10 protein-coding genes and 3 pseudogenes are annotated in these 11653 nt (G+C 70.4%); 5 read left to right on the plus strand and 8 right to left on the minus strand.

The window, feature by feature from the left end:
• The first annotated feature begins 3 nt into the window (after nt 1-3).
• Nucleotides 4-939: an EamA family transporter gene (locus tag AB0D34_RS22850; protein WP_362664125.1), complete on the plus strand. Its 936-nt coding sequence runs from the start codon at nt 4-6 to the stop codon at nt 937-939.
• A gap of 64 nt (nt 940-1003) precedes the next feature.
• On the opposite strand, the gene AB0D34_RS22855 is transcribed toward AB0D34_RS22850, so the two are convergent.
• Both AB0D34_RS22855 and AB0D34_RS22860 read right to left on the minus strand, forming a co-directional pair.
• On the minus strand, nt 1004-2002 hold the full coding sequence (locus AB0D34_RS22855) for an RNA polymerase subunit sigma-70 (protein ID WP_362664127.1): 999 nt from the start codon (nt 2000-2002) through the stop codon (nt 1004-1006).
• A gap of 545 nt (nt 2003-2547) precedes the next feature.
• Entirely contained in the window at nt 2548-3498 is a 951-nt protein-coding gene (locus AB0D34_RS22860; protein WP_362664129.1) for a LysR family transcriptional regulator, read from the minus strand.
• Nucleotides 3499-3624: 126 nt separating this feature from the next.
• Between AB0D34_RS22860 and AB0D34_RS22865 the strand changes: the two genes are divergently transcribed.
• The 4 genes from AB0D34_RS22865 to AB0D34_RS22880 are packed head-to-tail and all read left to right on the plus strand — an operon-like array spanning nt 3625 to nt 7066.
• Entirely contained in the window at nt 3625-4632 is a 1008-nt protein-coding gene (locus tag AB0D34_RS22865) for a tripartite tricarboxylate transporter substrate binding protein (protein WP_362664130.1), read from the plus strand.
• Nucleotides 4633-4637: 5 nt separating this feature from the next.
• Nucleotides 4638-5132 (plus strand): tripartite tricarboxylate transporter TctB family protein, encoded by a 495-nt coding sequence (locus AB0D34_RS22870; RefSeq protein ID WP_362664132.1) that lies wholly within the window; start codon nt 4638-4640, stop codon nt 5130-5132.
• Nucleotides 5133-5168: 36 nt separating this feature from the next.
• On the plus strand, nt 5169-6674 hold the full coding sequence (locus AB0D34_RS22875) for a tripartite tricarboxylate transporter permease (protein ID WP_362664134.1): 1506 nt from the start codon (nt 5169-5171) through the stop codon (nt 6672-6674).
• Complete coding sequence (locus AB0D34_RS22880) at nt 6671-7066, plus strand: universal stress protein (RefSeq protein WP_362664135.1); 396 nt, start codon at nt 6671-6673, stop codon at nt 7064-7066. Before AB0D34_RS22875 ends, AB0D34_RS22880 begins: the two co-directional genes overlap by 4 nt.
• Nucleotides 7067-7268: 202 nt before the next feature.
• Here the strand turns inward: AB0D34_RS22880 and AB0D34_RS22885 are convergent, their stop codons facing one another.
• The 6 genes and pseudogenes from AB0D34_RS22885 to AB0D34_RS22910 all read right to left on the minus strand — a co-directional run.
• A complete protein-coding gene (locus tag AB0D34_RS22885) occupies nt 7269-7415 on the minus strand; it encodes a hypothetical protein (protein WP_362664137.1) in 147 nt (48 codons plus the stop codon).
• Entirely contained in the window at nt 7412-8815 is a 1404-nt protein-coding gene (gene mshA, locus AB0D34_RS22890; RefSeq protein ID WP_362664171.1) for a D-inositol-3-phosphate glycosyltransferase, read from the minus strand. The genes AB0D34_RS22885 and mshA overlap by 4 nt, the downstream gene beginning before the upstream one ends.
• Before the next feature lie 3 nt (nt 8816-8818).
• Nucleotides 8819-9313, minus strand: a pseudogene (locus tag AB0D34_RS22895) (formate dehydrogenase accessory sulfurtransferase FdhD); the annotation flags it as partial.
• Nucleotides 9314-9366: 53 nt separating this feature from the next.
• Nucleotides 9367-10021: pseudogene (locus tag AB0D34_RS22900) on the minus strand (hypothetical protein).
• A gap of 49 nt (nt 10022-10070) precedes the next feature.
• Complete coding sequence (locus AB0D34_RS22905) at nt 10071-11453, minus strand: L-serine ammonia-lyase (protein WP_362664139.1); 1383 nt, start codon at nt 11451-11453, stop codon at nt 10071-10073.
• Nucleotides 11454-11519: 66 nt separating this feature from the next.
• Nucleotides 11520-11653: pseudogene (locus AB0D34_RS22910) on the minus strand (serine hydroxymethyltransferase); the annotation flags it as partial.

Below are 11653 nucleotides of genomic sequence, written 5' to 3' on the forward strand. Positions count from 1 at the left end.
CGCATGGACACCCCTTCCGCCTCGTTCGCCCAGCTCGTTCCCGGCATGGTCGGGATGGTGCTGGTCGGCAGCAGCGTCACCGTCTCCCGCCATCTCGTGGACGCCCCGCTGTTCACCACCCAGGCCGTCCGCTACGCGGCCGCGACCGCGATCCTCCTGGTCTTCGCCCGCCTCGCCGGTGCCCGCCCGGTGTGGCCGCGCGGACGGGAGTGGCTGTGGCTGACCGGGCTCGCCCTCAGCGGTCTGGTGCTGTTCAACGTGGCCGTGGTCCGGGGCGTCGCGCATGCCGAGCCCGCGGTGATCGCCGTCGCGGTGGCGTGCGTACCGCTGGTTCTCGGGGTGGTGGGCCCGCTGCTGGAGGGGCGCAGGCCGAGTCGGCAGGTCCTGCTCGCGGCGCCCGTGGTCATGGCGGGCGCGGTGCTGGTGCAGGGGACGGGCCGCACGGATGCCGTCGGGGTGGCCTGGGCGGCGCTGGCCCTGGCCTGCGAGGCCGGGTTCACACTGCTCGCAGTGCCGGTGCTGGGTCGGCACTCACCGTGGGGGGTGTCCGTGCACGCGACATGGCTAGGCGGGGTGATGCTGGCCGTCCTCGGCCTGACGATGGAAGGCCCTTCGGCCGCACGGGAGTTGACCGGGGAGCAGTGGGCGGCCGCCGGCTACCTGGCGCTGATGGTGACGGCGGTCGCCTTCGTCCTGTGGTACTCGACGGTACGTTCCGTCGGCGCCGGGCGGGCCGGGCTGCTCACCGGTATCGCGCCCCTGGCCGCGGCGGTCGTCGGCGCCGTCTCGGGCGCCGGGGTGCCGGGGCCGTGGGTGTGGCTGGGCATCGCCGTGGTGATCGTGGGCCTGGTCGCCGGCCTGCGGCGACGGGAGACCACCGCCGTCGCCGACACGGACGAACCGGCGGTACGTCCCTCTCCTCCGGTGCACTCCAACTAGCGGCGCGTGGCCGCCACTTGCGCGGGTTCGGCCCGGCACCGGCAGTGCGAGCGCCCGCACCGGGCTACTCCGTGCCGTCCGCGGGCAGGCGCTCCGGCAGTCCGAGCCGCGGGAACTGGTCGTCGTGGAACGTGACGATCTCGGTGATCGCCCCGCCGGTGACACGCAGGACGTCGATCGTCAGCGGCAGGTACGCGCCCTCCCGCTGCCGCCAGAGGTAGAAGGCCACGGCGGGCTGCCGGTTCACGGAGGTGGGGACGGCGCGCAGGCCCTTCATACCCTCGAAGCCGTTCTCGACCCAGTCGTTCACCACCGCGTCGCGGCCGACGTACAGGCCCGGTGTGGGCGGCATCGAGCAGCGGACGTCGTCCCGCAGCAGTGCGGTGAGCCTGTCGATGTCCGTGGCCACGCTGGCGTCGGTGTAGCGGCGCACCAGCTCGCGCGTCCCGGCGTCCTGTTCGCCGCCGGTCCAGTCCTGCCGCTCGGCGGGCAGGTGCTCCCGCATGCCGGCGCGGGCCCGCTGCAGAGCGCTGTTCACGGAGTTCACGGAGTCCCCGAGGGCTTCCGCGACGTCCTTCGCCGGCCAGCCGAGCACGTCCCGCAGGATCAGCACGGCCCGTGGGCGCGGCGCGAGGTGCTGGACCGCGACCAGGTACGCCAGCTCGATCGTCTCCCGCGCGACCGCGACGGTCTCCGGCTCGTCCGCGCCGCCCGCGGGCAGCTCGTCGAGCAGCCGGTCCGGGTAGGGCTGCAGCCACAGCACCTCGCCGCCGGTCGCGGGCTCCGGACGGCACTTGGCGAGCAGGTCCAGGCAGGCGTTGGTGGCGATCCGGTACAGCCAGGCCCGGAACGTCGACCGCCCCTCGAAGGTCTCGCGCCGCCGCCAGGCCCGCAGGAACGTCTCCTGCACGGTGTCCTCGGCATCCTCGAACGACCCCAGCATCCGGTAGCAGTGCACATGCAGCTCCCGCCGGTGCCGCTCCGCCAGCCCCGAGAACGCCGCTTCGTCGACCTCGCCCAGCCCGCTCACGCCCAGCTCCTCCAGTCGCGTGTCCGCACTCATCACGTCATCCTTCCGGCTCGTCGTGTCCCGTCGTAGGTGTGACGGGGCCGGGCGCGAAAACTCATCACCGGAGAACGAGGAGGGCCTGCGCCCTTGCGGTCGTGCGAAGACGCCTCGACACCGGAGGTTGTGTGCCGCCCCGAGCCGCCGAGTTCGAGGTGTACGACTCCTTCAACGAGTTCGGCCAAGCGGATACCCGCACCAGTCAACCGGGGCCCGGCCACCCCGCAGATACGCAGCACACCGCCGCGCGCACAAGGATCACCAGGGCGGCGGCCCAGATCTCCGACAGTGCACTGAGCCGAGCATCGGATGACCGCCGTCACCGACCGGCGCCCCAGCCACGGACCCCAGGACAGTCGCGCACCCGACCAAGCTCATAAAACCCCGGGACATAAGCGGTGTTGAAGGGCGCAGGCCGGCCGGATCGTCAACTTCGTTTGACCGTCGCGTTGCCGCAGTGACGGCCGTCGCCACCTGCGTCCTCCTCCTGAACACACCGTGACCCGCCGCCGAATCCCACCCGGGCTACAGCCAGGCACAGTTCACGTCCGAGACAAAGTCTCCTCGCCGGCGCGGGGCGAAAGCACCGGCCCGCTCGAGTGCTCCCGCGGGTCCAGGTCCTCGAGCGCGGCCAGCACCCTCGCGAGGGCGGGATTGCGCGAATGACGCGGCCACAGCAGATGCAGCTCGACCGGCCGTGGCACAAGCGTGGCCAGCGGGATGAACGTGACATGGGGGATGCGGAGCAGGGTGGCGGAGGCGGGCACGAAGGCGACGCCCCGCCCGGCGGAGACCAGCCACAGCATGGTGAGGATCTGGCTCACGCTGTGCACCACCCGTTCCTGGGCCAGCGGGACCATGCTGACCATCAGGTCGTAGAAGTACCGCGCCTTGCGCTGCGAGTGGAAGATCAGCGGTTCGCCGGCCAGGTCGTCGGCGCGGGCGGGCCGGTCCAGGCCGGTCAGCCGGTGTCCGTCGGGCACCGCCAGCAACAGCGCCTCCTGCTGGATCAGGCGCGAGTCGAAGAGCTCGGAGTCGAACGGCGGGCGGGCGAGCCCGACGTCGATGTCCTCGCCGGCGAGGGCGTCGATCTGCTCGCGCGTCACCATCTCGAACAGCTCGATGCGGACCTCCGGCAGGCTCTGCTCCAGCCGGTTGAGGATGCGGCCGAGCGTGCCGAAGGTGGACGCGGCGGTGAAGCCGAGCCGCACCACGCCACGGGAACCCGAGTGGATGCGGCGGGCCAGGTCCGGGGCGGCCTCGGCGATCGCCAGGATGCGCCTGGCCTCGACCAGGAACGCCTCACCGGCCGGCGTGAGAGCCACACGCTGCTTGTCCCGGTCGAGGAGGCGCACGTCAACGGCCGCTTCGAGCTTCTGGATCTGACGACTCAACGGCGGCTGGGTCATGCGCAGTCGTGCCGCCGCACGGCCGAAGTGAAGTTCCTCGGCAACAGCGACCAACCCACGCAACTGCTCCAAGGTATAGGTCATGCAAAAAAGGTATCAGCCTATGCGCTAACGGAGTTGGACAGGCATGACAGGCGGTCATAGGCTGCGCGGCACCGTGGAGCGAGATCTGCATCACATCTCCACCCCACTCGCTTGAGGGAGACGCTCATGCACTCCAGGCTTCGGGTTCACCGCCGCACAGCCGCGATCGCCCTGGTCGCCGCCATGATCGCGTTGCCCGGTTGCGGTGGCAACGTCGGAAGTGGGGAATCCAAGGACGACACCTCATTCCCGGACAAAGCCATCACCCTGCTCGTCGGGCAGGACCCCGGCGGCAGCACCGACCTCACCGCCCGCGCGGCCGCCGAACCTGCCGGCGCCGACCTCGACGAGACCATCACCGTGGTCAACAAGCCCGGCGCCAACGGCGCCGTCGCCGCCAAGGAGCTGGCCGGCGCCAAGGCCGACGGCCACACCCTCATGCTCTTCGTGGGCTCGCTGGCCTACATCACGCCCCTGGCCGTATCTGCCGACGAAGCCGTCGACATCAACAACTACGAAGTCGTCACCGGCCTGTCCCAGGACGACTATGTCCTGGTCGCCAGCCCCAAGTCCGGTTTCAAGACGGTCAAGGACATCGTCGACGCCGACCGCTCGATCAAGTACGGCACGACTGGCGTCGGCACGGGCAGCCACCTCAGCCAGGCGCTGCTGTTCTCCCAGGCGAAGGTGAAGGCGACCGCCGTGCCGTTCGACGGCGGAGCCCCCACGCTCACCGCCGTCCTGGGCGGCCAGGTCGACGTCGCGTCGATCCAACTCGGTGAGGCCCAGCCCCAGATCAAGGCCGGGAAGATCACCCCACTGGTCACCTTCGCGGAGAAGCGGCCCACGTACATGGCCGACATCCCCACCGCGGTCGAGGCCGGCTATGACGTCCCGGTGCAGCAGTCGCGTGCCGTCGTCGCCCCGAAGGGCACTCCCAAGGAGGTCGTCGACCGGCTGCGGACGGCGTTCGGCAAGGCGTTCGAGGACAAGAAGTACCAGGACTTCAACAGCCAGCGGCTGCTCACACCCAACGAGGTCGAGGGCGCCGAGCTGCTCAAGCAGTGGACCGGTTCGCTGGACAAGTACCGCGCCCTCGCCGACAAGTACAAGATCGACATGAGCGGGAACTGAGGACCGTGTCCACCGAGAACCCGTCGACCGCCGACGGACCCTCCGACGACACCCGGCCGCCGGCAGCGGGCACGGTGACCAACCTCGTCACGGCCGCCGTCGTCGTGCTTCTCGGTGGCGCGGCACTCGCCGGAGCACTGAGCCTGGGCATCGGCAGCCCCTCGAAACCAGGGCCCGGCACCTGGCCGGCCCTGGTGAGTACGGCACTGATCGTTCTCGGCGTGCTCCTGGCCTTCGCCGCCCGGCGCACGGACGACGCCGAGCAGTTCACCCGCACCAGCTTCCAGGTGATCGTGGCGGTCGGGACCATGGTGGCCTTCGTAGCGGTCATCGGCGTGATCGGCTTCGAGATCCCCACAGCCCTTTTGGCCTTCTTCTGGCTGCGGATCCTGGGCCGGGAGAACTGGCGGACCTCCATCGTCATCAGCCTCGCCGCCACCTGCGCGTTCTACGCCCTGTTCGTCGGCGCGCTGAAGGTCACCATCCCGCACCTGTTCTGACCGCACACCGCGACCCGCCTGGGAGGATCGTTGGACGTGTCCCCCGTGCTCGACGGCTTCGCCGTCGTCCTCGAGCCGACCAACCTCTTGTACTGCCTCGTCGGTGTCGTCATCGGCATGCTGATCGGTGTCCTGCCCGGCCTGGGGCCGGCCGCCACCATTGCCATTCTGCTTCCGATCACCCTGGGCCTCGAACCCGTCACCGCGATCATCATGGTGGCAGGCATCTTCTACGGCGCCCAGTACGGCGGCACCATCACCTCCGTACTGCTGCGCCTACCCGGTGAGGCATCCTCCGTCGTCACCGTCTTCGACGGCCACGCACTCGCCCGCCAGGGCAAGGCCGGCACCGCCCTGGGTATCGCCGCCATAGGCTCCTTCGTCGGCGGCACCCTCGCCATCGTCGCCCTCAGCCTGGTCGCCCCGCTGGTCGCCGAATTCGCCCTGGACTTCGGGCCACCCGAATACACGATGCTGGCGCTCCTCGGCATCCTGCTGGTGGCCACCGTCTCAGGCGGCGGCATGCTCAAGGCCCTCATCGCCGCCGCCGTCGGCCTGCTGCTCGCCACCGTCGGCCGAGACGGCTTCACCAGCGCCGAACGGTTCACCTTCGACAGCCTGTCACTCGCGGACGGCCTGGACTTCGTCCCCATCGCCATGGGCCTGTTCGGCCTGGGCGAGATCCTCTACACCCTGGAAGAACGCCACCGGGCACCCCATGCCCCCACCAAGGTCGCCAACGTCTGGCCCAGCCGCTCCGACCTGCGTCAGTCCTCCGGCGCGATCGGCAGGGGCGGCGTCATCGGCTTCGTCCTCGGCATCCTGCCCGGCGGCGGCGCGGTCCTCGCCTCGCTCGCCGCCTACGCCCTGGAAAAGCGCCGGTCTCCCACCCCGGAGCGCTTCGGCCGCGGCGCCGTCGAGGGTGTCGCCGCACCCGAGACCGCCAACAACGCGGCCGCCACATCCTCGTTCATCCCGCTGCTGTCCCTCGGCATACCCGCCAACGCCACCATGGCGGTCATCTTCGGCGCCCTCCTGATCCAGGGCATCACCCCCGGCCCCCAACTCGTCACCGAGCACCCCGAGTTGTTCTGGGGCGTGGTGAACTCGATGTACATCGGGAACATCCTTCTGCTCATCATGAGCATCCCGCTCGTAGGACTGTTCGTACGCATCCTGCGCGTACGCCCGACGATCCTCGCGCCCCTCACCGTCCTCATCACCCTCATCGGCGCCTACACCGTCAACAACAGCGTCTTCGACATCGGACTCGTGGTCTTCTTCGGCGTCCTCGGATACCTCATGAAGAAACTCGGATTCGACCCCGGCCCGCTCGTCCTCGCATTCGTCCTCGGATCACTCCTGGAAAGCTCACTTCGCCGCTCACTGCTGCTCTTCGAAGGCAACCCCGGAGGCTTCCTCACCCGCCCGATCTCGGGAACGCTGTTCGCGCTCTTCCTCGCCGTCGCGCTGGTGCCGGCCGCCCGGGCGATCCGGCGCAACCGCGGAACCGACCACCAACACAGCAAGGAACCTGTATGACCGTCCTCGTCGGCTACCTGCCCACCCTCGAAGGGAACGCCGCGTTCTCGGCCGCCCTGGACGAAGCGGCACGACGACGCGAGGCCCTTGTCGTCCTGAGCTCCCCCCGGGACGGCGCCCTCGTCAGCACGGAAGTACCCGCGCCAGATGAAATCGACATGCTCCAGGCCCGCGCACAACAGGCAGGCGTATCCATAGACCTCCGAACGACCCCACACCGCGGTGAACTCCCCGACCTGCTCTTCGAAACCGCCGAGGAAGTCAACGCCTCAGTAATCGTCATCGGGCTGCGCAGACGCACCTCCGTCGGGAAACTCTTGCTCGGCAGCACCGCCCAGCAGATCCTGCTGGGAGCCGAACGCCCTGTACTGGCAGTAAAAGCCCGCCGCTAGAGGGCGTTTGAAACGCCCTGCCAACGGGCTGATCCTGCGAGGCGGCGCGAACGCATCAGCCATCCCAAGCGGGCCTTCTTGAGGGCAGCACATGATCAAGGCCCCGTCGTCCGGCGTCCTGCCCCCCTCGACGCCTACGGCATCGGTGGCGCCGGTGGTGCGGGAGCGGATCGTCTGACCCGGGGACGACGAGCGACCGCCGCTATCCGGCGACTCGCTTGCGGGCGGCACGGTCGCGTCGGTGCGCGATGACCGATCCGAGGTCGTCGCGCATGTGGGGCAGTGCGAGCCGTTTCGGGAAGTCGACCAGCTCTTCGTACGCGTACGAGAGTGGGACGGGGAGAGTCACGAGATGCGGCAGTGCCTACGCTCGTGCAGGACCGCGGCGTACACGTCCGCCGTCGCCGCCGCGACCGTATCCCAGCCGAAGGAGCGGGCATGCCAGGCTGCGTCGCCCATCCGGTTGGAGCGTCGGGGGTCGTCGGCGAAGCCGGACAGCGCCGCCGCGTAGTCCACCGGGTTGTGCCCCGGCACGAGAGCGCCGCTCACCCCATCCTGAACCGCCACCGGCAAGCCGCCGACTTCGGCAGCGATCACCGGGGTGCCGCAGGCCTGCGCCTCGACGGCCACCAGGCCGAAGGACTCGCTGCGGGAGGGCATGACCAGGACGGACGCCGCCCGGTACCAGTCGGCGAGCTGGTCGTGACGGACCGGCGGCCGGAACATCACGACGTCCGAGATGCCGAGGTGAGCGGCCAGCTTCTGCAGTCCCTCGGGCCTCGCCATACCGCTGCCGCTGGGCCCTCCCACGACCGGCAACACCATCCGCTCGCGCAGCCGTGGTCGCTGCTCCAGCAGCCGGGCCACGGCGCGCAGCAGGACGTCCGGGGCCTTCAGCGGTTGTATGCGTCCCACGAACAGGGGGATGAGCGCGTCCTGCGGCAGCCCGAGGAGGGAACGGGCCGCGGCCCGGCCGGCCTCGACACCGGAGGCGCCGACGCGGAAACGCTCCAGGTTGACTCCTGGATGTACGACGGCGACCCGGCCGGTGTCGGCGTCGTAGTGGCGGAGGAGTTCCTCCGCCTCCTTCTCGGTGTTCGCTATCAACCGGTCGGCCGCGCGTACGACTTGAGTCTCGCCGAGAACGCGGGCCGTCGGCTCGGGGGTGTCGCCCTCGGCGAGCGAGGCGTTCTTGACCTTGGCCATGGTGTGCATGGCGTGCACGAGTGGGACGCCCCAGCGTTGGGAGACGAGGCGGCCGACTTGGCCGGAGAGCCAGTAGTGGGAGTGGACCAGGTCGTAATGGCCGGGGTGGTGGTCGGCCCAGGCGCGGGTCACGCCGTGCGTGAAGGCGCACAGGTGGGTGGAGAGGTCCTCCTTGGCCAGGCCCTCGTAGGGCCCGGCATCCACGTGCCGGACCAGGACGCCGGGGGCGAGCTCCACGACGGGCGGTAGCGCGGTGGAGGTCGCCCGCGTGAAGATGTCCACCTCGATACCGGTGACGGCAAGTCGCTTGGCGAGCTCGACGATGTAGACGTTCATCCCGCCGGCGTCCCCGGTGCCGGGCTGGTGCAGGGGTGAGGTGTGCACGCTGAGCATGGCGACGCGGCGGGGCCGGCTGTGGGCGCCGGGTGGCCGCGTCGGGGCGGGCCGACGAGGGTGTCGCTGTGGGCGGGGCTGGAGGTGGGACGGACGGTACGGCTGTGGAGCCCTTCGAAGCGGGTCACGAACTTGATCACCTCCATGCAGTCCGCCGGTGCGGTCGAACACCCTCTGCGCGGCTCGCAGTTGGTCGGGCAGGGCGGCCAGCAGCCCGGGGGCGACCCGGACCGGTGGCGTGTCGTCGATCGGCCACCGCGTCGTGGTCCGTACGGCGTCCAGGCTGGCCTTGCCGCACAGGCCGCACGACGACGTGGTGTACACGTTCCGTTCAAGCGTGATGTCGGGCAGCGGCACACCGGGGGCGAGCTGCACGTCCACCACGTTGTAGGTGTTCGAACCGTCGTCCGTGGCACCCGCGCAGTACACGATGTTCGCCACGTCATCGGCCCGGCTCACGACGCCCTCGCTCACCAGGAAACCGGCGGCGAGCGCGAAGTCGTCCCCGGGCGTGCGCATGGTGATGGCCAGCGGCTTGCCGCCGAGCCGGATCTCCAGGGGCTCCTCCGCCACCAGCGTGTCCGGACGCGTGCTCACCGCACCGTCCCGCACCCGGACCACGCGCCGTCGCTCAGTGACCCGTCCCATGGCCTCACTCCTGGTTCTGTCTGTGGACGTCGTTGCGCTCTGCGCCCGGGGTGTCAGCCGCCGATGGCCGACATCGGCCGGTCGGGCTGGAGGAAGGACGGCTCGTCGGGGCCGGAGCCGGCCCTCCTCCCACGCGAACAGGCAGGTGCACACCTGCCGCCGGCGGTGAGCCGGGTGCGGTCGCAGGCGCGGCAGAAGGGGCGGGTGACGGAGGCGATGACGCCGACCGGGCCGGGCCGCCGTCGACGAGCCGGCGTCCCGTGAGCGCGGAGCCGCGGGCCTCGTCCGGCTCGGGGGTGAGCGCCGCCGGCCGTGCTGGGCGTCGAGCGGCATCTGCTCGACGAACCGGAGTTCGCAGCCCTTCTCCGTTGCCCAGGCGAGCAGTTCGGGTGCCTCGTCGTCGTTCATTTCGGGCATCAGGACGGCGTTGACCTTCACCGGGGTGAGCCCGGCGGCGCGAGCCGCGGCCAAGCCCTCAGGCACGTCGTGGCCGCGGTCCCGCCGGATCAGGGCCATGCAGACGGCAGGGCGCGCTGCGAGGGCGACGCACCGCTCGACGATCCCGGCGAGGCCGGGGCGCAGCAGCGGCTCGCCGCCGGTGAAGCGGACCTCCTCCACGCCGAGTCGGATGACCGCGATCCGGACCAGCCCTACGGCCTCGTCGCCCCGCAGGTCGGTGGCGACGCGACCGTAGCTGTCGATGAGCATGGCTGCCGCCCTTTCTCCGGCTTCGTCCCCGTGCGCTCCGTCCGGCTCCTCAGCACTCGATGACGTTCACGGCGAGGCCGCCGCGGGCGGTCTCCTTGTACTTGACCTTCATGTCGGCGCCGGTCTCCTTCATGGTCTTGATGACCTTGTCGAGGGAGACGTGGTGGCGGCCGTCGCCGCGCAGCGCCATCCGCGCGGCGGTGACGGCCTTGACCGCGGCCATGCCGTTGCGTTCGATGCACGGGATCTGGACGAGCCCGCCTACGGGATCGCAGGTGAGGCCGAGGTTGTGCTCCATGCCGATCTCGGCGGCGTTCTCGACCTGTTCGGGGCTGCCGCCGAGCACCTCGGCGAGACCACCGGCGGCCATCGAGCAGGCCGAGCCGACCTCGCCCTGGCAGCCGACCTCGGCGCCGGAGATGGACGCGTTCTCCTTGAAGAGCATCCCGATGGCGCCCGCCGCGAGGAGGAAGCGGACGATGCCGTCCTCGTCGGCGCCCGGCACGAAGCGGAGGAAGTACTGCAGGACGGCGGGGATGATGCCGGCCGCGCCGTTCGTCGGGGCGGTGACGACCCGGCCGCCCGCGGCGTTCTCCTCGTTCACGGCCATCGCGTAGAGGGTCACCCACTCCATGGCTCGGCTCGCCGGGTCGCCCTCGCTGCGCAGCGCCCGGGCCGCCGCCGCGGCCCGCCGGCGGACTTTCAGACCGCCGGGGAGGATGCCCTCGCGGCCCAGCCCCCGTGCGACACATGCCTCCATGACTCGCCAGATCTCCAGCAGGCCCGCACGGATCTCCTCCTCGGTGCGCCAGGCCTTCTCGTTCTCCAGCATCAGCGCGGAGATCGACAGGCCGGTCTCCTTCGTGAGGCGCAGCAGTTCGTCGCCGGTGCTGAACGGGTGGGCCAGTACCGTGTCGTCGGGCTTGATCCGGTCCGCGCCGACGGCGTCCTCGTCGACGACGAAGCCGCCGCCCACGGAGTAGTACGTCTTCTCCAGCAGCGGCACACCGTCGCCGTCGTACGCGAAGAGGATCATGCCGTTGGCGTGGTACGGCAGTGATCGCCGACGGTGCAGGACCAGCTGGGTCGAGGCGTGGAAGTCGATCTCGTGGGCCGTACCGATCTCGGTGCCGAGGAGACGGATGCGTCCGGTGGAGCGGATTCGCTCGACGTCCAGGTCGGCCCGTGCGACGTCGACCGTGTGCGGCTGGTTGCCCTCCAGGCCGAGCAGCACCGCCTTGGGGGTGCCGTGGCCGTGGCCGGTGGCGCCGAGGGAGCCGAACAGCTCCGCCCGCACCGCGGCGGTCTGGGCGAGCACGCCGTCCTGCTTCAGCCGGGCCACGAACATCCCGGCGGCGCGCATCGGACCGAGGGTGTGCGAACTGGACGGTCCGATGCCTATGGAGAACAGGTCGAAGACGCTGATTGCCACGCCATACTCCGTGCGACTTGGAGGGGCGTGCCGAGGATGCGGCACGCCCCTGCGGGAGGGTGTCGGTTACAGGCTGGGGTAGAGCGGGTGCTTGTCGGCCAGCGTCTTGACCCGGGCCTTCAGGGCGTCCACGTCGTACGACGGCTTCAGCGCCGCAGCGATCACGTCCGCGACCTCGGTGAAGTCCTCGGCCGTGAAGC

It is taken from the genome of Streptomyces sp. NPDC048420 (assembly GCF_040651535.1).
Taxonomy (GTDB): domain Bacteria; phylum Actinomycetota; class Actinomycetes; order Streptomycetales; family Streptomycetaceae; genus Streptomyces.

Coding starts and splice junctions, on each gene's coding strand:
- AB0D34_RS22850 (WP_362664125.1), top strand. CDS start 4: ATGGACACCCCTTCCGCCTCGTTCGCCCAGCTCGTTCCCGGCATGGTC.
- AB0D34_RS22855 (WP_362664127.1), bottom strand. CDS start 2,002: ATGAGTGCGGACACGCGACTGGAGGAGCTGGGCGTGAGCGGGCTGGGC.
- AB0D34_RS22860 (WP_362664129.1), bottom strand. CDS start 3,498: ATGACCTATACCTTGGAGCAGTTGCGTGGGTTGGTCGCTGTTGCCGAG.
- AB0D34_RS22865 (WP_362664130.1), top strand. CDS start 3,625: ATGCACTCCAGGCTTCGGGTTCACCGCCGCACAGCCGCGATCGCCCTG.
- AB0D34_RS22880 (WP_362664135.1), top strand. CDS start 6,671: ATGACCGTCCTCGTCGGCTACCTGCCCACCCTCGAAGGGAACGCCGCG.